16 protein-coding genes are annotated in these 23,331 nt (G+C 70.8%); 12 read left to right on the forward strand and 4 right to left on the reverse strand.

Annotated features, from left to right (window positions below; all coding sequences use genetic code 11):
- The first annotated feature begins 284 nt into the window (after positions 1-284).
- Both ACTOWY_RS07410 and ACTOWY_RS07415 read left to right on the forward strand, forming a co-directional pair.
- Positions 285-554: a DUF5132 domain-containing protein gene (locus tag ACTOWY_RS07410; protein ID WP_441308862.1), complete on the forward strand. Its 270-nt coding sequence runs from the start codon at positions 285-287 to the stop codon at positions 552-554.
- A gap of 123 nt (positions 555-677) precedes the next feature.
- Complete coding sequence (locus ACTOWY_RS07415) at positions 678-2,885, forward strand: ABC transporter ATP-binding protein (RefSeq protein ID WP_441308863.1); 2,208 nt, start codon at positions 678-680, stop codon at positions 2,883-2,885.
- Here the strand turns inward: ACTOWY_RS07415 and ACTOWY_RS07420 are convergent.
- Entirely contained in the window at positions 2,874-4,613 is a 1,740-nt protein-coding gene (locus ACTOWY_RS07420; RefSeq protein ID WP_441308864.1) for an AMP-dependent synthetase/ligase, read from the reverse strand. The genes ACTOWY_RS07415 and ACTOWY_RS07420 overlap by 12 nt on opposite strands.
- 97 nt (positions 4,614-4,710) lie before the next feature.
- On the opposite strand from ACTOWY_RS07420, the gene ACTOWY_RS07425 reads away from it, so the two are divergent.
- Positions 4,711-5,952, forward strand: a complete 1,242-nt coding sequence (locus tag ACTOWY_RS07425) for a PucR family transcriptional regulator (RefSeq protein WP_441308865.1) — start codon at positions 4,711-4,713, stop codon at positions 5,950-5,952.
- Between the two features lie 7 nt (positions 5,953-5,959).
- Here ACTOWY_RS07425 and ACTOWY_RS07430 read toward each other — a convergent pair whose 3' ends face one another.
- A complete protein-coding gene (locus ACTOWY_RS07430; RefSeq protein WP_441308866.1) occupies positions 5,960-6,799 on the reverse strand; it encodes an SGNH/GDSL hydrolase family protein in 840 nt (279 codons plus the stop codon).
- Between the two features lie 187 nt (positions 6,800-6,986).
- Here ACTOWY_RS07430 and ACTOWY_RS07435 point away from each other — a divergent pair, with 187 nt between their 5' ends.
- Together ACTOWY_RS07435 and murJ are read left to right on the forward strand one after the other, a co-directional pair.
- Positions 6,987-10,637, forward strand: a complete 3,651-nt coding sequence (locus ACTOWY_RS07435; RefSeq protein WP_441308867.1) for a CHAT domain-containing protein — start codon at positions 6,987-6,989, stop codon at positions 10,635-10,637.
- A gap of 68 nt (positions 10,638-10,705) precedes the next feature.
- Entirely contained in the window at positions 10,706-12,355 is a 1,650-nt protein-coding gene (gene murJ / locus ACTOWY_RS07440; RefSeq protein WP_441308868.1) for a murein biosynthesis integral membrane protein MurJ, read from the forward strand.
- Here murJ and ACTOWY_RS07445 read toward each other — a convergent pair.
- A complete protein-coding gene (locus tag ACTOWY_RS07445; RefSeq protein WP_441308869.1) occupies positions 12,324-12,701 on the reverse strand; it encodes a helix-turn-helix domain-containing protein in 378 nt (125 codons plus the stop codon). The two genes, murJ and ACTOWY_RS07445, sit on opposite strands and share 32 nt — an antisense overlap.
- 50 nt (positions 12,702-12,751) lie before the next feature.
- Positions 12,752-14,161: a PepSY-associated TM helix domain-containing protein gene (locus ACTOWY_RS07450; protein ID WP_441308870.1), complete on the reverse strand. Its 1,410-nt coding sequence runs from the start codon at positions 14,159-14,161 to the stop codon at positions 12,752-12,754.
- Between the two features lie 218 nt (positions 14,162-14,379).
- On the opposite strand from ACTOWY_RS07450, the gene ACTOWY_RS07455 reads away from it, so the two are divergent.
- From ACTOWY_RS07455 to ACTOWY_RS07485, 7 genes are all read left to right on the forward strand, one after another.
- Complete coding sequence (locus ACTOWY_RS07455) at positions 14,380-15,684, forward strand: hypothetical protein (RefSeq protein WP_441308871.1); 1,305 nt, start codon at positions 14,380-14,382, stop codon at positions 15,682-15,684.
- Positions 15,681-15,956 carry a 2Fe-2S iron-sulfur cluster-binding protein gene (locus ACTOWY_RS07460; protein ID WP_441308872.1) on the forward strand — a complete coding sequence of 92 codons (276 nt, stop codon included), beginning with the start codon at positions 15,681-15,683 and terminating at the stop codon, positions 15,954-15,956. Before ACTOWY_RS07455 ends, ACTOWY_RS07460 begins: the two co-directional genes overlap by 4 nt.
- Before the next feature lie 11 nt (positions 15,957-15,967).
- Positions 15,968-16,786: a class I SAM-dependent methyltransferase gene (locus ACTOWY_RS07465; RefSeq protein WP_441308873.1), complete on the forward strand. Its 819-nt coding sequence runs from the start codon at positions 15,968-15,970 to the stop codon at positions 16,784-16,786.
- A gap of 134 nt (positions 16,787-16,920) precedes the next feature.
- Entirely contained in the window at positions 16,921-17,457 is a 537-nt protein-coding gene (locus tag ACTOWY_RS07470) for a hypothetical protein (RefSeq protein WP_441308874.1), read from the forward strand.
- 245 nt (positions 17,458-17,702) lie between these two features.
- Complete coding sequence (locus ACTOWY_RS07475; RefSeq protein ID WP_441308875.1) at positions 17,703-21,392, forward strand: S8 family serine peptidase; 3,690 nt, start codon at positions 17,703-17,705, stop codon at positions 21,390-21,392.
- A gap of 116 nt (positions 21,393-21,508) precedes the next feature.
- Positions 21,509-21,979, forward strand: a complete 471-nt coding sequence (locus ACTOWY_RS07480; protein WP_247765444.1) for a YbaK/EbsC family protein — start codon at positions 21,509-21,511, stop codon at positions 21,977-21,979.
- A 185-nt stretch (positions 21,980-22,164) separates the two neighbouring features.
- Entirely contained in the window at positions 22,165-23,319 is a 1,155-nt protein-coding gene (locus ACTOWY_RS07485) for a 4-hydroxybenzoate 3-monooxygenase (protein ID WP_441309122.1), read from the forward strand.
- Positions 23,320-23,331: the final 12 nt, after the last annotated feature.

Genomic DNA, 23,331 nt, shown 5'->3' on the forward strand with positions numbered 1-23,331 from the left:
TCGTGAGACACCCGCAGTGCAATCAAGTAGAGCAAGCCTGCCAGTTCATGACAATCGGCTGAGTGTGTCTTCGCGAGCAGCGCCGCAAAAGCGCCACTGTGCGCAGCCGAACCACGTTCGGAATCGGATCGACTAGTCCGAACCGGCGAAATCCTGGGTGCGCCGAATGCACTTAATCAGAGACGTCATGATCAGCGCCACCCACTACGGGTGTTGACTCGATCAACAGCGGGCACTAGCGTCGGAATTCGGAGTCAGCGCATTTCGGAAACCCAGAAGAACGGATGGACCTGGCCATGCCATTGCCTGCCATCGCCCCATTCCTGATCGGGCTGGTCACCGCGCCGCTCGCGGCCAAAGTGGCGAAACCACTGGTCCGTGGCGTGGTCCGCGCCTCGGTGGGGTTGGTCATGGAGGTGCGGAAGGCCGCGGCGAAAGCGGCTGAGGGTATCTCCGACCTCACCGCCGAGGCGACCGTCGACCTTACCGAGCCCGAACCGGTCAAGCCGAAGGCCAGGAAACAGTCCCCTGGCACGTCCGTATCGCCCAATTGACGCGAATGGGCGTGGATCAGTCATAGGCGTGGCACGCTAGGGAACCGGTGGCTGTTGTTCATGGAAACCGCGGTGGCACAACCACGGTCAGTCGTTCCCGGGCGTCAGCGCTGGGAGATCGACGTGTTGCTGGGACGGCCACGGCTGGCCGAGTATGTGGCGCGCAGCCTGGACGCCACCCCCGGAATTCAGGTAATTCGCGCCAATCCGGTGACCGGCAGGCTCCTGCTCCGGCACGATCCCGACGTGACCGCCGAGACGGTCGGCCACCGGGTGCGCGCGGTGGTCACGCGCGCGGTCGCACTGCTGCACGCCCCCACCCGGCCCGCCACAGAGACGCCGGTGCGTCCGCGCCGGCGTGGGCGGCTGGCCCGCGCGCTGGCCATCGCCTGTGGCGCCGCCGTGCTCGGCCTGGTGCTGCGGCCCTCGCCACTGGTGGGCCTTGGCCTGGTGCTGCTGGCCACCGCGGTGATCATCCGGCGCGCGTGGGTTCGGGCCAAGCGGGCCCGCGGCGCCTCCGCCGGGGTGCGCCGCCCGTTGCTGCGCATCGTGGGCAGGCACCGGGGCCGGTTCTACCTGGCCACGGTGCTCTCCGCGCTGGGCCAGGTGATGGACCTGATGCTGGCGGTGTTCATCGGCTGGGTCGCGGTGGTGCTCATCCGCGGCCAGAGCCTGCTGCTGGTGCGCATCGGGCTGGTCACCGCCACCGCCCAGCTGTGGCTGCTGGCCGGGCTCGCCGCGCTGGTCTGCGTCGCGGTGGCGGTGCTCTCCTTCAGCTCCGGCCTGTTGTGGCGCAACCTGGCCCACCGGGTGCGCCACGACTGGCGCACCGAACTGCATCCGCACGTGCAGCGCCTGTCCACCGAGCACGTCACGCGGGAGCGCGGCAGCCGGATCGCGAAGGTGCTCACCGAGGACATCGAGGCGCTGGGCCGTTTCCTGGCCACCTCCGCGCACGAGATGACCCAGCTGGTGACCAGCTTCCTGATCACCGTGCCCGCCTTCCTGATCTTCGCCCCCGGCGTCGCCTGGATCGCCTTCCTGCCGGTGCCGGTCATCGCCGGGCTCTCCCTGCATTACCAGGAGGAGGTGGCCCCGCACTTCGTGGCCGCGGGCGAACGCTCGGCCCGGCTGAACAGCCAGGTGGTCAACGCCATCGAGGCCGACGCGACGGTGAAGAGCTTCTGCGCCGAGGACTACGAGATCCGCCGGATCGCCGCGCTCAGCGAGGAGTACCGGCGCGGTGACGAACGCTCGGACCGGGAGGTCGCCGCCTACGCCGAGACCGTCCGCGGCTGCGCCACCGTGTCCCTGGCCGGGATCCTGTTGCTGGGCGGACGGGCGGTGCTGGCCGGGCCGTTGCGCTTCGAGGTCTTCAGCACCCTGATCAGCCTGCCGCTACAGGTGCTGTGGAAGCTGCGCACCCTGGGCGACTCGGTGGACCGGTACCAGCGCTCGGTGGCCGCACTGGACAACATCCTGCGGCTGCGCGGCCTGCCCACCGAGCCCAACGGCAGCGGCCTGCCCCTGCCGGTCACCGCTGTCCGCGGCGAGATCCTGTTACGGGACATCACCTTCGCCTACCCGGACCGACCGCCGGTGCTGCGGAATCTGTCGCTGCGGGTGGCGCCGCACCGGGTCACCGCGATCGTGGGCACCACGGGCTCGGGCAAGACCACCATCGCCAAACTCCTGCTCCGCTTCCAGCACCCGGACGCGGGCACGATCCTGTTGGACGGCAAGGACATCAGCACCCTGCGCCTGCGCGATCTGCGCCAGGCCATCGGCTTTGTCGCCCAGGACGCCTTCCTCTTCGACGGCACCATCACCGACAACATCGCCTACGGCACCTTCACCGCTCCGCCCGCCGCCGTGCACCGCGCCGCCGAAGCGGCCGAGGCCGCCCCGTTCATCCACACCCTGCCCGAGCAGTACGCCACCACGATCGGCGAACGCGGCGCCACCCTGTCCACCGGCCAGCGGCAGCGCCTGTCCCTGGCCCGCGCCATGCTCAAGGACGCCCCGATCCTCATCCTCGACGAGGCCACCTCCGCCGTCGACAACGAGACCGAGGCCGCCATCCAGCGCGCCCTGCACGAGTTCGCCCGCGACCGCACCCTGCTGGTCATCGCGCACCGGCTGTCCACGATCCGGCAAGCCGACCACATCCTGGTGCTGGACCGCGGCGGCGTGGTGGCCGAAGAGGGCACCCACGACGAACTCCTCACCCGCGACGGCCTCTACGCCTCCCTGTGGCGCCTGCAGGTGGGCGAGGCCGACACGTCACCGAGTTCACCGTGGCCGGGCCCGCCGCGTTCGTCAGGCGTATAGCGCGGACACCTCGGGCGCGAAGTCAGTCATGATCACGGCTCGCCGCAACTTCAGCGACGGCGTCAGGTGACCCGTCTCCGGGGTGAACTCGCCGGGCAGGATCCGGAACCGCCGCACAGACTCCGCCGTGGACACCGCCTCATTGCCCCGGTCGATCGCGGCCTGGATCTCCGCCCGCAGCTCGGGATCCTCGGCCAGCTCGGCCACGGTGGCGTGGTCCGGTTTGCCCGCACCGGTTTTCCACCGCGGGAAGTGTTCCGGGTCGATGGTGATCAGGGCGGCGATGTACTTCCGCGCGTCGCCGACGACCACCGCGTGCGCGATCAGCGGGTGCGCGGTGATCCGGTCCTCGATCACCGCGGATGCGACGTTCTTGCCGCCACTGGTCACCAGGATCTCCTTCCTGCGGCCGGTGATCCGCAGGAAACCGTCCTCGTCCAGCTCGCCAAGGTCGCCGGTGGCGAACCAGCCGTCCTCGGTGAAAGCCTTGGTGGTGGCCGATTCGTCGTTCCAGTAGCCGGGGAAGACCAGTTCGCCCTTGATCAGCACCTCGCCGTCGGCGGCGATCCGGATCGAGGTGCTGGGCACCGGGCGGCCGACGGTGCCGGGGCGGTAGGCGTCCAGGGAGTTGAGCGTGGCGGCGGCGCTGGTCTCGGTGAGGCCGTAGCCCTCGAAGACGGTCAGGCCGATGCCGCGGTAGAAGTGGGTCAGCCGGGCGCCCAGCGGGGCGCCGCCGGAGATCGCGTACCGGCAGCGGCCGCCAAAAGCCGCACGCAGCCTGCGGTAGACCAGCCGATCGAACAGCGCATGCCGGATTTTCCGCACCAGGCTTGGGTTTTCCGCCTGGGAGTGGGCGATTGCGGTGGCCACCAGCACGTACGGCACCGACAGCACGAAGGTCGGGCGGAACTCGGCCAGGTCGGCGAGCAGGGTCCTGATATCGCTGGTGTGGCCCAGGGTGGCCCGCGCGAGCACCGCGCCGAGCTGCACCATCCGGCCGAAGACGTGCGCCAGCGGCAGGAACAGCAGGGTGGACGCGCCGTCCTCGGCGGTGCCCTCGAACATCGGGCGCAGCAGCTCGACGGCGTTGCCCGCCTCGGCCAGGCAGTTGGCGTGGGTGAGCACACAGCCCTTGGGGCGGCCGGTGGTGCCGGAGGTGTAGATGATGGTGGCGACATCGGCCGCGTCCACCGCGTGCCGCCGGCGCAGCACCCCGTCGGTTCCGGCCCGCTCCCCCGCCGCGACCAGTTCGGCCACCGCGCCCGCGGTGTCCTCATCCGGTTCGATCCGCCACAGGCAGCCGAGTTCGGGAAGTTGTGGGCGCAGCGCGTGCACCACTGCCTCGTGCTCGGCGGTCTCCACCAGCACCGCGGCCGCGCCGGAGTCGGCCAGGATCCACTGGATCTGCTCCGCCGAGGAGGTCACGTAGATCGGCACCGGCACCGCGCCGACCGCCCACAGCGCGAAGTCCAGCAACGTCCACTCGTACCGGGTCGCCGACAACAGCCCCACCCGGTCCTCCGGCCCGATGCCCGCGGCCAGCAGTCCCCTGGCCACCGCGGTCACCTGGGCGGCGAACTTCCCCGCGCTGACCGGTTGCCAGCGGCCGCCGACCTTGCGGCGGAAGGCTTCCCGGTCCGGATCGGTGTCCGCGTTGGCGTAAACCAGTTCCACCACCCCGCCACGGGCCGGTACCGGATATCGCGGGGCGGCCGTGGACTCGCGCATGCACTGCTCCTCGACTCGGTATCGCCGGAATGTCATGATGGATCACGAACCATGACCGGCAACATGGGCTGGAACCCAGAAAACGAGGCCACTCGTTGTGACGGATGACAATCCGCGGGAGCTGGTGGTCGGCGGCCGGCCACTGCACGAGCGCTTCACCCGGCAGCTGCCCGCGCTGGTCGAGCGGGTGCTGGTAGAGATCACCCGGCGGGTGCCCGCCTACCGTCAGCTGCCCGCCGAGGCACTCGCCGGGGACATCAACCAGGTCATCGAGACGACCCTGCGCTCCTTCATCGACATCCTGCGCACCCGGACCCTGCCCACCCGCGCCGACCTGGGGTTCCTGCGCGAGTCGGCGGCCCGCCGGGCCGAGGAGGGGCTGCCCATCGACGTGGTGCTGACCGCCTACCACATCGGGGTCCAGGTCATGTGGGACTCGCTGCGCCCGGACGCCCGGCCGGAGGAGATCGAGGACGTGATGACCGTCAACGATCTCGCGCTGCGCTACCTGGAAGTGGTCGCGCCCGCGGTCGGCGCGGGGTATCTGGACGCCCGGCAGACCATGTTCGACGACGATCACTCCGCCCGGCACACCCTGCTGTCCTCGCTGCTCAGCGGCATCCCGGCCGAGGTCGCCGCCGGTCAGGCCGGGTTGCGGCTGCCGCCGTGTTACCTGGTGCTGGCGCTCGCGGTCGGGGCGCACCCGGACGAGACCGGGGACGGGGTGGATCCGCTGATCGCCGGCCGCCGCAAGCTGCGCCGGGTGCGGGCCGAGCTGGACCGGCAGATCCGCGGTCCGGTGCTCTCCACGCTGACCGCGGAGGGTGGCACCGCGTTGCTGCCCGGCCCAGCGCCCGTGGCCGAGCTGACCGAGCGGGACTGGGCCTGGCTGGACCGGGTGGTGACCGGACTGAGCCGGGCCGCGGGCGCGGAGATCACCGTCGGCGCGGTGGCCGCCGAACCGGCCGGGGTGGCCGAGGCCGCCGCGGTCGCCGGGGAGGTCCTAGTCGTGGCCCAGCGCTTCGGCCGACCGCCCGGGGTGCACCGGTTGCGGGATGTGCTGCTGGAGTACCAGTTGTCCCGGCCGAGCCCCGCCCTGGACCAGCTCGCCGCAGTGCTGGAACCCTTGTCCGGCAACGAAGAACTGGTCCAGACCCTGGCGGTGTTCCTGCGCGTGGGCGGCCGGCGGGCGGCCGCGTCCGAACTGCACGTGCACCCGAACACGGTGGACTACCGGCTGCGCAAGATCGCCGAGCTGACCGGGCTGGATGCCACCAGTACCAAGGACATCGGGCTGCTCAAGGCCGCGCTGGCGGCGCGGGCCGCTACCCGCCGATGACCGCCGCTCAGCCGCGGGCCGCCGCCACGATCGCCTTGCCGAAGGCGGCCATGCCCTGCGCGTTGGGGTGCAGCGGCGCCGCCGGGCTGGTCGGGATCAGGCCCTCCAGGTAACGCTGCGCGGGCGCGGCGCAGATGTCGTGCCCGAGGGTGACCGCGGCGAAGTCCACGAACCGCGCGCCGCGCTGCTGCGCCTGGCCGCGGGCGACCGCGCTGATCCGGTCCATCACGCTCTGCAGGTAGCGGCCATCCCGCGCCCACACCGGCTGGACCGGGTGGCAGCCCTGCGGCCGGATGTAGGTGCCGTACCCGGTGACCACGATCCTGGCCTTCGGCGAGCGGGCGCGGATCTCGTCCAGTGCCGCGCCGAACTTCGGCGCCCAGGCGTCCACCGCGGCGGCCAGCTGGTCCCGCCCGCCCGCGGTCAGCCGGTCCGCGCAGGACAGGCCGACCGGCTCCGGGAGCAGGTTGATGCAGCTCAGGGCCTGTTGGAACAGGCCGGAGTCGTTGGCGCCGATGGTGACCGAGACCAGGTCGGTACTCGGCTTGAGCGTGTCGAACTGCGGGGCGATGAAGCCGAGCCTGCGACCCGCGAAATCGGCAGTGGTGGCCCCGGAACAGGTCACATCGCGCAGGCTCGCGCCCAGGGCCTTGGCCGCCACCGCCGGGTAGTTCCGGTCCGAGCGCAGGCAGGCCAGGTTGATGTTCTGGTGCGGGATCAGCGGTCCGGCCGCGGCCGAGTCCCCCATCGCCACGTACTCCAGTGCATCCGCCTGCGCGCTCGGTCCGGACAGCAGCGCGGCCGCCGTCATCGTCAGGGCCGCCGCCGCTCGCGCACGCATCCGCATCGAGACCTCCATGGTTCCGGGAGAAACAAACACATCACATGATGCGGGTCACACCGGGCTGCCACGCTGGGGACTTTTCCAGAGTTGGCGGGCCGTCGTTGTGATCGGACACAAAACCGTCGAGCGTGTGCCGAACTGAGACCTGCGCACCCGAAACGCTCCGGCCCCCAGGACAGACACCCCCGGAGTGACTACCTGGGTCCTGCGCGCCGCCGACCTCTCCAGCCACCTCCGCTGGCGCTGGCTGCTCTCCGACGCCGATGGCCACCTGGTCGCCGACCACGAGGTGGACCTCGATCCCGCGAGCGCGGAGCATGAGGCGTTCGACGACCTCGACGGCTACCTACGGCGCAACGCCGCGCCCGATGACCGGGTGGCCGCCGAGGCGGAGATCCTCGACTGGCTGGGCGAGTGGCTGGGCGTCGCGGTGCTCGGCCAGGCCATCGGGCACGCCATCCTGGACAGCGATCTGGACACCGTGCTGGTGGACCTGCCGGCGCGGGCCGCGTTCCTGCTGGACCGGCCCCTGGAACTGGCCCACGTCGACGGCGAGTCCCTGGCCCGGCGCGGCGTGCGGCTGGTCTACCGGTGGCCGGGCGAACGCCAGGTGCGCAAGGAACCGGTCGGCGCCGAGTTGCGGATCCTGGCCCTGTTCTCCATGCCCTCGCGGACCTCCGTGCTCGCGCTGCGCCGGGAACGCCACGAACTGGCCCACTTGGTGCGGTTGCTGGCCAGGCAGACCGGCAAAGCGGTGCACATCCGGGTGGTGCAGTACGGGGTCACCCGGGAACGATTGCGTGGCTTCGCCGAGGAGTCGCCGGGCTGGGACGTGCTGCACGTGGCCGGGCACGGCGAGCACGGCCTGGTGCTGCTGGAGCATGCCGACGGCACCGCCGATCCAGTGCACACCGCGGATCTGGTGGAGCTGCTGCGACCGGCGCGGCGGCGGCTCAAACTGGCGGTGCTGGGCACCTGTCACTCCGGCGCGGCGACCGCGGCGGAAACCTTGCATCGCCTGGGATTGGCCGAACAGGCCGAGCGGTTCTCCCGGCGCTCCGGCGACGGCGTGGCCACGGTCGGACCGGCGGTGGGGCTGGTGGAGGCGTTCGGGGTGACCGCGGTGGGCATGCGGTACCCGGTCTCGGACGAGTTCGCGATCACCCTGACCGGCGAGCTGTACCGGCGGCTACTCGGTGGCCTGCCGGTGGACCGGGCGGTGGGCCTGGCGGTGCCGGTGGCCGCTGGCCGGGTCTGCGCGGACCGGCCCGCGTTGTCCGTGGGCACCCCGGCGTTGTTCGGCTCCGGCGGGATCGGCTTGCGGCTGAACCCGCCGGACCGGGAACCGGAGCTGGATCCCTACCGGCAGCGGATGCCCGGATTCCCTGATGAGCCAACGCGTTTCGTCGGGCGCACCCAGCTACTGATCGACGCCAGCACCGCGCTCGCCCCGCGTAGCGACCGGACCGGGGTGCTGTTGCTGGGCATGGCCGGGGCAGGCAAGAGCACGGCCGCGGTGGAACTGGCCTACCAGCACGAGAACGGGTTCGGCGGCCTGGCCTGGTGGCGGGCGCCGGAGCGGGAAACCGCACCGGGCGAGGCCCTGGGCCTGCTCGCGGACGCCCTGGAAGCGCAACTCCCCCGGTTCCGGATGACCGAGGCGCTGGGCAGTGCCGCGACCTTCCAGCAGTTCCTGCCCCGGCTGGCCGCGCTGCTGCGCGAGGAGGTCGTGCTGCTGGTCCTGGACAACCTGGAAACCCTGTTGTCCCGCAACGGCTCCTGGCGCGATCCACAGTGGACGGACCTGGTGGACGTGCTCACCGGACACCGCGGCGCGTCCCGGGTGGTGCTGACCAGCCGGGTCACCCCGGCCGGACTGGGCGCCGAGCGGGTGGCCGTGCTGCCGGTGCACGCGCTGTCGCTGGCCGAATCGGCGTTGCTGGCCAGGGAGCTGCCCAACCTGAAAGCGTTGCTGGACGGGGATTCCGGGCAGCGGGCACTGGTCCGCGAGGTGATCAACGTGGTGCAGGGCCACCCCGGTCTGCTGGAACTGGCCGATGCCGCTGCGGCCGATCCGGACCGGCTGCGCGACCGCCTGGACATCGCGCACGCCGCGGCCACGGTCCGCGGTGAACCCCTGGATTCCTTCTTCGCCACCGGATCCACCGACCTGGACCCAGGCCAGTTCCTGCGCGCCCTCACTTCCTGGACCACCGGCACCCTGGCCGACCTGCCCGAACCGGCCCGGCGACTGGCGGAGTTGCTGGCCTGCCTGGAAGAGGACGACCGGCAGTCCGGGATCGTGGCCGCGCTCTGGCCCCGGCTGTGGGAACCCGGCGAGGCCGTGCCGCTGGCCGAACCCCTTGCCCTGCTGCGCGATGCGGCCCTGGTGCACCCGGAACCGGACCGGCGGATCATCCGCTACACCCTGCATCCCGGCGTCGCCGAGGCCATCCGGTCCGAGGTGCCACCCGCGCAACGGTCCACATTGGACGATCTGATCGGCGCGCTGTGGCAGGCGATCTGCCGGGACCGGATGGAGCGGGAGACCCAGGGCACCTCGACCACCGAGGTCGTGCACGCCGCCCTGGCCGCGGTGCCGTACCTCCTCCGGCTGGCCCGCTGGGGCGAGGTGGCCAAGATCCTGCACCACGTGCTGGGCCGGGACCGTTCGCCGGGCACCGCGTTGCGATTGCTCGGCCACCTGGACCTGTGCCTGGCCCAGGAACTCGACCCGCGAGACCGGTTGCTGTGCGAGGCCGTGCACGCGATCACACTGACCGCCATCGACCCGGCCGGGGCGGAAACCCGGCTGCGCGCGGTGCTGGTCCAGGCCGACGCCCAGGGCCGGTCCGAGATGGCCACGGCCATCGCCGGTCAGCTCGCCGACCTGGCCCGCGACCACGGCCGCCTGACCGACGCGGTCGAACTGGCCCAGTCCCGCCTGCCCGGCGCCCCCGCCGGCTCCTGGGCCGAAGCAGGCCGCGAAGCCTCCCTGCTGCAGAACCTGGCTCTGCTGGGCCGTTCCGAGGAGGCCCTGGACCGCGCCACCACCCTGCTGGCCCACCTGGACACCCTCGAACCCGAACCCAACGGCGCCCCGCCCTGGCAGGTGCTCGAACTGGTCCTGGACGCCGCCTGCCGGGCCGCCCGCGGTCAGGAGGACTGGGCGGCCGCGCTGGCGTTCAACCGCCGCATCCAGCACAGCGAAGGGCAACGCGGCGCGGGCAGGCACGAACAGGCCAGCACCCGCTTCAACGAGGCCACCCTGCTGGCCCGGCTGGGCCGCCGCAAGGAAGCCGAACGCCTGCTCCGGCACTGCCAGCAGGTCTTCCAGGACTTCGGCGACCTCACCCAGCTCGGCCGCGTCTTCAGCGCCCGCGCCCAGCTGGAACGCACCCGCCGCAGACCAGAACGCGCCATCGACCTGGAACAACTCGCGCTACGCTACGTCTACCAGCGCGCCGAAGTGCACAGCATCGCCGTCTGCCACCACAACCTGGCCGGCCACCTGAGCGCGGCCAACCGCAAACCCGCCACCGCCATCGCCCACCTGCTCGCCGCCACCCTGCTCTGGCACACCACCGGCCACGACTCCGCCCGCGACGCGCTGGAAAACCTGTGCAGACTGGTCCCCCGCCCGGCGGGCGCGGTGCTGCCCCAGGACTTCGACGAGCTGGTGGCCAGGGTGGCGGTGGTGCCGGGGGTGCGGTTCGGGCAGGTTTTCGCCGGGTTGCTGCCGGTGGCTGCGGACCGGGAGGCTTTGCTGACCGAGATCGCGGAGTTCGCTGAGCGGTATCTGGTACTGGGTAACGGGATCGGGCCTGACGAGTCCGGCTGACGTTGTCCGGGGTTGTCCGCGGGAGGTGGTGGACAACCCCGGCCGGTACGAGCATTCGCGGAGTCAGCATGACCGCGGAGGCGGCGATGAACTCAACCCGGACCACGCCATCCCTGGCCAAGGCAACCGGTTCCATGGCGGTGGCGACGCTGATCAGCCGGGTCACCGGCTTCCTCGCCAAACTGTCGCTGGCCTGGGTGGTCGGGCTGAGCGCGAACGCGGTCAACGACTCCTACACGGTGGCCAACACCCTGCCCAACATCGTCTACGAGTTGTTGCTCGGCGGCGTGCTCACCAGTGTCGTGGTGCCGGTGCTGGTCCGCGCCAGGGCCCAGGACGCCGATGGCGGCGAGGCATACGTCCAGCGCCTGATGACGGTCGGGATCACCATGCTGACCGTCATCACGGTGCTGGCCGTGTGCCTCGCCCCGGTGCTGACCGCGCCGTTCGTGGGCAACACCGGCGGCACCGCCAATCCGGCGCTGGTCACCGCGTTCGCCTACCTGTTGTTGCCACAGATCGTGTGCTACGGCCTGTTCGCCATGTTCAGCGCCGTGCTCAACACCCGTGGTGTGTTCGGGCCGCCCGCGTGGGCCCCGGTGCTGAACAACCTGGTGCTGATCGCGACCATCGGCCTCTACTACCTACTGCCCGGCCAGATCGCCACCAATCCGGTGCAGCTGACCAACCCGAAGCTGCTCGTCCTCGGACTCGGCACCACCCTCGGCATCCTCGTGCAGGCCGGGATGCTGCTCCCGTCGTCGCGGCGCAGTGGTTTCCGGCTGCGCTGGCGCTGGGGCTGGGATCGCAGGCTCACCGAGTTCGGCGGGCTGGCACTGTGGGTGCTCGGCTACGTCGCGCTGAGTCAGCTCGGCTACCTGGTGATCAGCCGGGTGGCCACCGCGACGGCCGCCGGTGGCATCTCCGTCTACACCTACGCCTGGCTGCTGGTGCAGATGCCCTACGGCGTGCTCGGTGTGTCCCTGCTGACCGCGTTGCTGCCCAGGATGAGCCACGCGGCGGCGAGCAACGATCGGCGGGCGCTCGCCGACGACCTGACACTGGGCAGCCGGTTGTCGGCGGCCATGCTGGGTCCGGTCAGCGGTCTGCTCACGGTGCTCGGCCCGGCGATCGGGGTGGCCCTGTTCAGCGTTGGCGAAGGCAGCGCGGACGCGGACCGGCTCGGGTTCGCGATCACCGCCTCGGCGTTCGGGCTGCTGCCCTTCGCCCTGACCATGCTCCAGTCACGCGTCTGCTACGCGATGAACAACGCCCGCACCCCAACGGTGATCAACCTGCTCATGGTCGCGGTCAAGATCCCGCTGTGCCTGCTGGCCGCCGACCTGCTCCCCGCCAGGGAGGTCGTCCATGGCCTGGCTTTCGCCAACGCGGTGAGCTTTGTCGTGGGCGCCGTCGCGGGCGGGCTGTTGCTGCGGCGACGGTTGGGTCCTCGGCGGGGCAGGCGCGGCCTGCGGAACTACGGGGCGATCGTGGTCGCGACCGGGTGCGCAGCCGGCATTGGCTGGCTGGTGCGACTGGCGGTGGTCGCGTTCGTGCCAGGCGGTCCGGAACACGCCCTGGGCGCGTGGATCTGGCTGATCGCCGGTGGTGGCCTTGGCCTGCTGGGCGCGGCCGGGACGATGGTGCTGCTGCGGGTGGATGAAGTCCGCGCCGCACTGGGCAGGTTCACTCGCGGGCGGAAACCTGCCGCCGGGTGAAGAAGTCCACGATGAAGGCGTCCACTCCGCGCCGCAGCTCGGCCAGGGTGTTGGCCGACGCCCCCAGATCCGGCCCCTGGGCCAGTTCCACGGTCAGCAGTCGCCACCGGGTCGCCCAGACCGCCGGGTCCGCACCGCAGGCTTTGGCGTAGGCCAGGGTCACCGGGAGCGTGGGCTTGCGGTGACCGCGGGCCGCGTCGGCGAGCACCGCCCGGGAGAACCGGGCGCGTTCGGCGAGCAGCCGGTACGGCGGGTTGCCCGCCTGTCGCCGGAGTTCGCGCAGTTCCAGCGCGAACCGTTGCACCGGACCGGCGGCAGCGTGGATCGGACGTTCTGGCCTGGCCATGGACCCGACGCTGTCACCCACGCCGGACCCATGGCCAGTACCACCCGACATCACTTCGGCATGAGTTCCTCACCCCGCACAACCAGCCCGCCCCGTCGACGGGCTCGCCAGGCCAGCACCAGGTCCACCGCCAGGAACCCCAGCAGCGACACCCCAAACACCGGCAGCTGCCACATCACCAGCACCGCCCCCACCGCCAAAGCCGTCAGCGCCACCGGATGCACGGCCCGCCAGCCACCGCGCGGAAACGGCTTGCCCAGCGAGAAACGATCTCTGGTCGGCCGACGGTGCCACCACATCCGGTAGCCCCACAGGATCATCGCGATCAGGCTCAGGCAGACCGCGGCGAGCAGGAGCTGATTCGGCAGGCCGAACAGGACGCCCATATGGCCGTCGATGCCCCAGCGGGCGAGTTTGGCGCCCAGTGGGAAGTCCTGGAAGCGCAGGGTTTCCAGGGGTTGGGCGGTGGCGGGGTCCAGGGCCATGGCGTCTTGTTTCTGCGGCCAGCTGCCCTTGATCTGCTTGACCAGGTATGCCTTTCCGGCCCCCGAGGGCAGGGTGATCTCGACCGGGCCGTCCAGGCCGGACTGGCGGGCGGTGGCCAGGATCCGGTCCGGACCCGCGTCCGGGCCGGGGGTGCCGGTGGGTTGCTGGTGTGAGCCGTGCGCGGAGTGTTCGGACAGGCTGGCGGACAGGGTTGGGGTTTGCCAGGACAGGGCTTTGCGGAGATCGGCGATGCTCTCGCCGCCGTACTCGGACCAGGTCAGGCCGGTGACGGACAGGAACAGCAGCGGCAGCGCGATCCAGGTGCCCAGGACGGCGTGCCAGGACAGCAGGCCGCGGCGGCCGCGGAGCTTGCGGTCCACCAGCAGCAGGCGCCTGCGGCGGGTGCGCTGGCGTTGCCACCACAGGATCAGGCCGCCCAGCACCACCAGCCAGAGCCAGCTCGCGGCCAGTTCGCTGTACAGGCGGCCGGCATCGCCCAGGTGCAGGCTGCGGTGCAACTCGTCCACCCAGGTGCGGATCGGGGTGGACTGGCTGGAGCCGTAGGTTTCCAGGGTGCCGCGGACCTGGGCGGTGTAGGGGTCGACGTAGGCGGTGAGCCAGTGGCTGGGCGCCAGGCCTGCCCGGCTGAAGATGATCTGGGTGCTGTCCGTCTCGGTCGTGCCGGGACGGACCCGGACCAGGGTCGCCTCGGGCAGGGCCGCTTTGGCGGCGGCGATCTGCTGGGACAGGGATTGTGCGGCTCCGGCGGGGGTGACGAAGAGTTCCTGGCTGTGCACCACGCGTTCCAGTTGCGGGGTGAACACGTAGAGCAACCCGGTGAAAGCGGCGATCAGGAGGAAAGGTCCAATGAGGACACCGGCGTAGAAGTGCAGGCGTAGCAACAGGGGGCGCAGCGTGCGCGACTGACTCGCGGGCGGCGCGGGGGTCGTCGCGGTGAGCTGGTTCGCGGTCATCCGGCTTCCTTAGCGGTGGAAGGGACTTCCCCCAGTAGTCGGACCGGTGGCTCGAACAGTTCCACCGCGTTCTCAGGCAACGATTCGGCCACGGCCGGACGCCCATTCGGCGCAAACGCCACGGCGGTCACCTCCGGCATGCAGGATCCCGGCAGCGCGGATGTACAGGTAGCTTCTGACAATCTCTGGGGGAGATCATGTTGGCTACACCTACCGCTGTGCCGTTGTTCGACGTCCCGGGCACCCGGCGTGCGTCGACCTTCAGCGACCAGCCACCGGCGGACTTCCACCTGTTGGGACCGTTGCGATCGCTGGGCACCCTGGCCTGCACCCAGACCGGGTTCCTGACCGATCGGGCGCCGGATTTCCGTTTCCCCGGCCCGTTACAGGCGATCCCGGAGCTGTGCCGGGCGGCGGCGGCCGAGTACCAGCGGCGGGACGCCACCGCCTTCCGGGACTGGCTCAGCACGCAGGCCGCCGCCCTTCCTTCGGCGGCAACCCTGTTACGCCAGGCGGCCGAACTGCCCGTGGCGCGAGCGGAACTGCTCCTGGTGCCGTTGATCTACCTCAACCACCTGTGGCGGCAGGGCAGTCCCGAGGACGAGCCCGCCAGCGGCCCGAGCACGATGCCCGCACCGCTGGCCGAACTAGTGGTCTCGACCTCTAACACGGCCGGGACGATCCCGCGGTTCAACCAGATCGTGATGACCATGCTGGCCTGGGAACTCGACGGCGTCTCCGGTGGCGAAGCGTTGACCTACCAGGACATCACCGCACTGGACCGGATGCGGCCCGCGTTCTGGCTCAACCACGGCAACCAGAGTGAACTGGACCTCTACCGGGCGTTCTTCGCGGTGGAGGCGTTCGGGGCGCCGATCTACGGCTGGGGTTGTCACGCGCTGGAGTGCGCGAAGGTCGACGACCGGGCCGGGGCCACCGAGGCGTTGCGCAGGGTGCAGGCCGCGCTGCGCAACGTCTTCATGGTCACCAAGCGGCTGATCCCGCTGATCGATCCGGACGAGTTCCGGCGGATCCAGGTCACCTGCGGCTGGATCGAGGACGAGGTGACCGGGGTGGCCTCGGGGTACCAGTTGCCGTTCCTGCTCATGCTGGACGCGCTCTTCCACGTCAACTTCAGCCATCCGGACGTGATCGCCGCCCGCGCCAACAACCTGCGCTTCGTGCCCGAGGACTGGCAGGCGTTCTTCCGGATGATCTACGACCATCAGCCGGTGCTCAAGACCTGGGTGCGTGAATCCGGGGATGCCGCGCTGGACAAGGCATACCGGTCCTGTGTGGACCTGTTCGCGCTGTTCCGCCAGATGCACCGGCACCTGGGCGGGCAGGCCATCAAGGGCGGCACCACCACCGGCCGGGTGTTCGGCAGCGCGGAGAAGAACTACGAGCAGTTCATGGACGAGATGGCCGCGCTGGTGGTGGACACGACCGCGGCCGGTGACCTCGCCGCCGCCGCGGCGCCGGACAGCCCGGCCGCCGCGGCCAGTCGCGGGGTGCGGCCGTGATCGCGGTGGAGATCGCCGGGACCCGCTTCGCCGTGCGGCCCGGCACGAGCATGCAGGAACTCTGCGACAGCCAGGACACTCCGGTGGTTTTCGGTTGCCGCGCGGCGCAATGCGGCGCCTGCCTGGTCCAGATCCTGGACGGGGCGGGGAATCTGAGTCCGATCGCACCCGATGAGCAGGCGGTGCTGGACATCCTGGCCGAATCGGCCGACTGCCGCCTGGCCTGCCAGACCACCCTGCACGGCCCGGTTTCACTGCGGATCGCGGACTAGGAGACACCACCATGAGCGAGCAGACCTATGTCCTGGCGCACTCCGCCGAGGAAACCCGCCGCCTGGCGACCCAGGCCCGCTTCTACGCCGAATTCACTGACCAGCTGCTGCGCGCGGCCGGGATCGCCGAGGGCATGCACGTGCTCGATGTCGGTTGCGGCGCGGGCGATGTGACCTTCCAGCTGGCCCGGATCGTCGGCCCCACCGGCTCGGTGACCGGGGTGGACGCGGACGCCGGCGTGCTCGCGGCGGCCAGGGAGCGCGCGGGTGCGCTGGGCCTGGCCAATGTCGCCTTCCAGCAGGCCGAACTGCCGGATCTTGGCCTGGCGCAACGATTCGACGCCGCGGTCGGGCGGCTGATCCTGTTGCACGTGCCCGATCCGGTCGCCGCGATCAAGGCCAGTGCGGCGCTGGTGCGGCCGGGCGGGATCGTGTCCTTCCAGGACTTCAACACCACTCGCGCCCGGTCCGCGCCCGCACTGCCACTGCTCAACCGCAGCATCGGGCTGATCATCGAGAGCCTGCGCACCATGGGCCGGGTCCCGGACATCGGCGAGCAGTTGTTCAGCCTGTTCGGCCAGGCCGGGCTGCCCGATCCACGGGTCGCGGTGCGCGCCCCGGCCACCTCCGAGGCGGCCGAGCAGGCCGCGATCCTGTTGGGGGACACCCTGATCAGCGTGCTCCCCTTCGCCGAACGGGTCGGCATCCTGGCGCCAGGCGAGATCGATCCGGCCACACTCAACGACCGGCTGGCCGCCGAGGCCAGGGCCACCCCGTCGGTGGTGTACCTGCCCGAGCTGACCGGCGCCTGGACCCGGCTGCCCGGCTGAGCCCTCCCACCCGCGGTGGAGCCGGGCTCCCCCGCCCGGCGCCACCGGTCCCCCGCGGGTGGGAGGCGACCCCGGGCCGGGCCGGAGATCGTCCTGGTGTGGGCGAACCGGCCCACCTGCCTGGGGAGGTTGTTGTGCACAGGTCAACACGGGTGCTGGGAGTCTCGATCGCGGTGACGGCGCTCGCGCTCACCGCGGGTTCGGCGCAGGCCGCGTCGCCGGAGCTGCCGAAGCGGGAGGTCAGCGTGACCGGGAACGCCCGGCTGGAGTACTTCACCAAGGCCGACGACGTGCGGATCAAGCTGGACGCGCACGCGCTGCGGGTACCGGGCCAGCCGGAGCCGGAACGGGCCTGGGGCACCGTGCGGCTCTCGCACTACTTCGCCAAGGAGAACATCACCCTGTGGGCGCTCGGCGAGGTGGACTGCGCCTCCGCGGGCGGCCGGTCGGCGACCGTGTCGGTGATCGTCAAGGACACCCACGAGCAGATCGCCGACTGGCGCGGCAAGCGGATCGGCTTCAGTCTGCACAGCGGTGGTGGCGGCGAACCCGCCCGCGGCTGGACCACCGGCCCGGTTGACGCCGACAAGCTGCCGAAGTGCCTGGCGCCCGCGCCAGAACAGCGGGTCCTCTCCGGCGGATTCCGGATCAGCAGCCGCCCAGTGGGCTGAACCACCCCGTACCTCGCCGGCGTGTTGGCCGTTGTCGTACACAGTCTTGGCCGAACTGGTACACCCATCGGCCAACACACCGTCCACAACGGCCAACACACCGTACGACAACGGCCAACACGATGCGGGTGGGGGCTTGCTTCGGCCGAACGAGTGATCGAGGGGAACTCTCACCGGGTGCCGGACAGAACTCAGGCAGGGGCCGCCTTCGTGTGCCCCGGTTTCGCACTGAGGGGGTTCCATTGATGAGCCGAAGACCACGGCTACTGGCCGGACTGCTGGCACTGGCCACCGCGAGCGCCACCCTGGCGGCGCTGCCACCGGCCGCCGCCGCACCGGCCGCCGCACCCGGCGCGGGCAGCACGCACCAGGTCACCCTGATCACCGGCGACCGGGTCCAGGCGCGCCCGGGCGCCAACGGGGCCTGGAACCTCGCCATCGAGGCGGGGCGGGAGGGCGCGGCGATCGGGTTCCGGCAGTTCCCGGTCACTCGTAACGGTCGCACCGACTCCTACCTGGTGCCATCGAGCGCGGAACGGCCGCTGGCCGAGGGCCGCCTGGACCGCGAGCTGTTCAACATCACCGGGCTGATCCGGCAGGGCTTCGACGACGCGCGCAGCAAGCAGCTGCCGTTGCTGGTGGAGTACCCGGAGGCGGCGGCCCGCGGGGCGGCAGCGCTGGCCGGGGTGACCGTGCGGCGGGAGTTGCCGGAGGTGAACCTGGCGGCGGTGGAGCAGCAGAAGGAGCGCGCGGCCGAGTTCTGGCACGACCTCACCCGCTCCGGTCCGGCCTCCTTCGCCGGTGGGCTGCGCAAGATCTGGCTCAACGGCAAGGTGTCCGCCGCGCTGGACACCAGTGTCGGCCAGGTCGGCGCGCCGGTGGCGTGGCGGGGCGGGCACACCGGCAAGGGGGTGACCGTCGCGGTGCTGGACACCGGGATCGACGACAGGCACCCGGATGTGGCCGGGAAGGTCAAGCACAGCAAGGACTTCAGCGGCAAGGGCAACGTCAAGGACGGCAACGGGCACGGCACTCACGTGGCCGCCACCGCGGTCGGCTCCGGCGCGGCCGAGGGCGGCAAGTACCAGGGCGTCGCGCCCGAGGCGGACCTGGCCGTGGGCAAGGTGCTCAACGACTACGGCCAGGGCAGTTTCGCCGACATCATCGCGGGGATGACCTGGGCGGCGGCCGAGGTCAAGGCCAAGATGATCAACCTGAGCCTGGGCGGCGACCCGACCGACGGCACCGACCCGATGTCGCAGGCGGTCAACACGTTGTCCCGCAAGCACAACACGCTGTTCGTGGCGGCCGCGGGCAATCAAGGCTACCCGGGCTGGGTGGCCAGTCCGTCCACCGCCGACCTCGCGCTGAGCGTGGGCAGCCTGACCAAATCCGGCGTCCGCTCGCCGTTCTCCGGCATGGGCCCGCGGGACGGGGACGGCGCGGTCAAGCCGGAAATCTCCGCCCCCGGCAGTGACATCGTGGCCGCGCGGGCGAGCGGCACCGGCCTCGGCGAGCCGGTGAATGACCGCTACACCAAGGCATCCGGCACCTCCATGGCCACCCCGCACGTGGCCGGTGGCGCGGCGATCCTGGCCCAGCAGCACCCGGACTGGACCGCCGAGCAGCTCAAGGCGGCGCTCGTGGCCACCGCGAACCCGGTGCCGGAGCACGGTGTGTTCGAGGTGGGCGCCGGGCGACTGGACGTGGGCAGGGCCGCCACCGCCACGGTGCACGCGAATCCGAGCGCGCACAACGTGTTCCTCAAATGGCCCGGCACCGCAACGGAAAACCGCACCGTCACCTACACCAACACCGGCAGTACCCCGGTGACGCTCAACCTCACACTCGACCTCACCGGCGTCCCCGGATCCGCCAGCCCAGTCAAGCTCTCCGCGGACACGGTGACCGTCCCCGCGGGCGGCCAGGCCGGCGTCACCCTCGGATTCACCCCGCGTGCGGCCAAGGCGGGCAACTACACCGGCACCCTCACCGCCACCGGCGGCGGCGCCACCCTGCGCACCCTGATCGGCGCGAACGAGGAGGGCGAGCACTACGACGTCAACGCCCGGATCCTGCGCCGGGACGGCAAACTCGCCACGCCGGAGGACCAGGGCAGGCTCTCGCTGAATAACCTGGCCGATGGCCAGTACTACCCAATCCCGTTCAGCGGCACCACCCGGGTCCCGCCGGGCACCTACCGGATGGAAGGTTCGGTGCACACCCCACGCCCCGGCGCGGAGCCGAGCATCACCACCTTCGCCAACCTGGAACTGCGCATCGGCAAGGCCACCACGCTGAACTTCGACGCGAGGCAGGCCAAACAGGTCAGGATCAGCACCGACCAGCCAGCGGCCAGGGGCGGCTACTGGGTCTCGCAGATGTTCAGCCGGGACAAGAAAACCGGGCAGATGTTCGGCGGGGGCTACGGGCTCAGCACCCGGTTCAGCGAGCTGTACAGCTGGTCCCCGCCCGGGGTCAGCTCGCCCGATTTCGCCTACGCCAACAACCAGCGACTGGAGGAGCCGGACGTCGAGCTGTTCACCAAGGGCCCGCGCCGGAGCGAGCTGTACGCGGGCTGGTTGCGCGGGGCCACCCGGGAGGCGATCAACCTGAAGCTGCCCAGCGTGCACGCCGGTGGCGGCACGGTCGAGGAGCTGGCCAAGGTCGACGCCAAGGGCAAGATCGTGGTCCTCGGGTTCGGCGCGATCAGCTATGACGAGGTGTACCAACGGATCCGCAACGTCAAGGCCGCCGGGGGCGTGGCCACGGTGCTCTACCCCACCGACGAAGCGCCCTTCCGTGCCGGGGCGAAGCGCGACAGCGATGAGAACCCGGTGGTGCTGCCCTCGATCAAGGTCTACGGCGCCTCGGTGGCCAGGGTCGCCGAGTACGCCAAGACCGGCGGCCCGATGTCACTGATCACCCGCACGGCCAGCAGGTACCGCTACGAACTGGCCTTCCCCTCCCCCGGCAAGGTCCCGGCCAAGCTGGACTACCCGGTCAAGACCGCCGACCTGGCCGCGGTCACCATGGCCTACCACGGTTTCCGCGCGGACGATCCGGCCATCGTCGGCTCCTACGTCTCCGCCTTCGGCGGCCGGATCGGCGTCAACGTGCACAACCAGGCGATCAGCTCCGGCGAACGGGTCGAGCACTTCACCCCCGGCGACTGGGAGATCAACGTCAGCGGCGTTTACCACGCCTCTGGCGACCTGGTGGCCAAGGTGCGGCTGGAGGGTGGCAAGTCCTACCGGCAGGAGTGGAACAAGGCGGTCGCCGGCCCCGGATTCACCGGCACCACCAGCAACGAACTCGGCGAGAACCACCCGTGGGCCTGGGCCACGGGCAACCTGATCGACGTGACCGTGCCCTGGTTCACCGACGCCGCCGGACATCCCAGGGTGGTGCAGCCCGCGTGGGGTTATGACACGGGCTCGATGACCCTCTACGGCGACGGCAAGGAACTGGGTCGGCACCACGAACCGGGCCGAGGCGTGTTCCTGCGCGGCCAGGCCCGGGAGTACCGCCTGGAAGCCGAGGTGACCAGGACCGCGCAGTGGTGGCGCACGTCCACGAAGATCCAGTCGGCCTGGACCTTCCGCAGCCCCAGCAGCGGCGCGCTGCCCCTGTTCACCGTCCGCTACGCCCCGCCGGTGAACATCCACAACCTGGCGCCGGGTAGCCAGGACTTCGTCATCCCGGTCACGGTGCCCCGCCAGGACGGCCCGGCCAAGGCCACCAGCCTGACCGTGGACTACTCGGTCGACGACGGCGCGACCTGGCAGCAGGCCAAGGTCGAACCGGTCCCGACCGGTTGGTCGGTAACCGTGCGCAACCCGGCCAGCGGGTTCGTGTCCTTGCGGGCCAGGGCATCCGACGGCGAGGGCAACGCAGTCGAGCAGACAGTGCTCAAGGCGTACGAGATCGGCTGATCCGGGTGGAACAGGGGCCGGTCACCTCGGCCCCTGTTCCACTGTGGACCGGAAAAACAGATTCCCCCGGCAACCCCGCGCCCATTAGCCTGCGCGCACAACGGAAAGGGGTCGCCATGCAGGACGCCGTGCGCCGGGTCGAGACCGCGTTGAGTGGATTGCCGCGCGCCGCCAAGATCGTCACCCTGCCCGAGGACGTGCCCACCGCCGCGGCCGCCGCGGAGCTGGTCGGCTGTCCGGTGGGTGCGGTGGCCAACAGCCTGGTGTTCGTCGGCGACCACGGCCCGGTGCTCATTGTCAGCAGTGGCGCGCACCGGGTCGACCTGCGCAAGGCCGCCGCCGAGTTCGGCGTGGCCAAGCTCAGGCGGGCCGATCCCGAGGTGGTGCTGGCGGCCACCGGCCAGCCGGTCGGCGGCGTCGCGCCGATCGGGCACCCGGCCCCGCTGCCCACGCTGATCGACGTGACCCTGGCCGGTCACCCGGAGCTGTGGGCGGGCGGCGGCGCCCGGCACACCCTGTTCGCCACGACTTTCGCCGAGCTGGTGGAACTGACCGGCGGCACCCCGGCCGATATCAGGAAGCAGTGACTTCCAGCCGACGCCGCATTCAAGCCGTCACCTATTTCGGTGATCATCTAAACCCATTCGGATGATCATCCAGCGAGACACGTTTAACAGCCAATACCCGATGATCATCCGCAATTCCGCCCTGCTAACTTGCTCGCGCACATCGGCGAATAAGGGAGCGGCGAAACGTGGCCAAGCAACGGGCCGTGGTCATTGTCGGCGCGGGTCCATCCGGGCTCGTGCTGGGCAACCTGTTACGTGCCAGTGGAATTGACACGCTCATTCTGGAAAGGGCCAGCCGGGACCAGGTGTGGACCCGGGCCAGGGCCGGATTCCTCAGCGCACACAGCGCCCGGGTGCTCACCGAGCACGGGTTAGCCGCCGGAATGCTCCGGAATGGGCGATCGCACGACGTTTGCGCGTTTCGGGATGCGAACGGTGAATTTACTCTCCGTTACGGCCAACTGGGCCGCGGCGAGGTGCACACCGTTTACCCGCAACAGCACCTGGTAACCGATCTGATCAGCGAATACCTGAGCCGTGGCGGCGAACTCCGATTCGGCGCCACGGTCACCGAGGTCGACCCGCAGACGGCTACTGTCCGTTACCGCGACGCCCAGGGTGATGGGGAGGTCGCCGGCCGGTTCCTCGCGGGCTGTGACGGCGGCAACGGCGTGACCCGGCAGGCCGTGGCGGCGGCCTCGGTCTCCCGGCACACCCGCGATCACGGCATCACCTGGCTGGCCGTGCTGGCCCAGGCGCCGCAGAGCATGGCGGCGGTCACCTATGCCTTGCACGACAACGGTTTCGCCGGTCACATGGCGCGCAGTCCCGAGGTCACCCGCTACTACCTGCAGATCCCGCCGACGGACACCCCGGCGGCGTGGCCGGACGAGCGGATCTGGGCCGAACTCGGCGTCCGGATGCGGACCGAGGAGTTCGGCCCGCTGCGGCAGGGTCCGATCACCGAGCGTCAACCGGTCCGGCTGCGTTCCGACGTCCTGGATCCGCTTCAGCACGCCCGGCTGTTCCTGGCCGGGGACGCGGCCAGCCTGATCAGCCCGTCCGCGGCCAAGGGCGCCAACCTGGCGATCATGGCCGCCGAGGTGCTGGCCGGGGCCCTGGCCGACGCGCTGCTTCGCGATGACGAACGCGCGCTGGCCGCCTACTCCCGCACCTGCCTGCCCCGGATCTGGCGGGCGCAGGAGTTCTCGCACTGGATGATCAACTTGTTGCACGGTCCGCTCGGCGCCGATCCGGCGGCGGACTTCCAGCGCGCGCTGTGCCGCGCCCGGCTCGACAGCCTGCGGGATTCCCGCGCCCACCAGGACTTCTTCGCCGAGAACTACGTCGGCATCTGACACCGCTGGAGC

This window comes from Crossiella sp. CA198, from assembly GCF_052078295.1.
Lineage (GTDB): Bacteria > Actinomycetota > Actinomycetes > Mycobacteriales > Pseudonocardiaceae > Crossiella.

Excerpts from the sequence above, each read along its gene's own strand:
- ACTOWY_RS07465 (WP_441308873.1), top strand. The coding sequence starts at position 15,968 with ATGAGCGAGCAGACCTATGTCCTGGCGCACTCCGCCGAGGAAACCCGC.
- ACTOWY_RS07450 (WP_441308870.1), bottom strand. The coding sequence starts at position 14,161 with ATGACCGCGAACCAGCTCACCGCGACGACCCCCGCGCCGCCCGCGAGT.
- ACTOWY_RS07420 (WP_441308864.1), bottom strand. The coding sequence starts at position 4,613 with ATGCGCGAGTCCACGGCCGCCCCGCGATATCCGGTACCGGCCCGTGGC.
- ACTOWY_RS07480 (WP_247765444.1), top strand. The coding sequence starts at position 21,509 with ATGCAGGACGCCGTGCGCCGGGTCGAGACCGCGTTGAGTGGATTGCCG.
- ACTOWY_RS07445 (WP_441308869.1), bottom strand. The coding sequence starts at position 12,701 with ATGGCCAGGCCAGAACGTCCGATCCACGCTGCCGCCGGTCCGGTGCAA.
- ACTOWY_RS07410 (WP_441308862.1), top strand. The coding sequence starts at position 285 with ATGGACCTGGCCATGCCATTGCCTGCCATCGCCCCATTCCTGATCGGG.
- ACTOWY_RS07475 (WP_441308875.1), top strand. The coding sequence starts at position 17,703 with ATGAGCCGAAGACCACGGCTACTGGCCGGACTGCTGGCACTGGCCACC.
- murJ (WP_441308868.1), top strand. The coding sequence starts at position 10,706 with ATGACCGCGGAGGCGGCGATGAACTCAACCCGGACCACGCCATCCCTG.
- ACTOWY_RS07430 (WP_441308866.1), bottom strand. The coding sequence starts at position 6,799 with ATGCGGATGCGTGCGCGAGCGGCGGCGGCCCTGACGATGACGGCGGCC.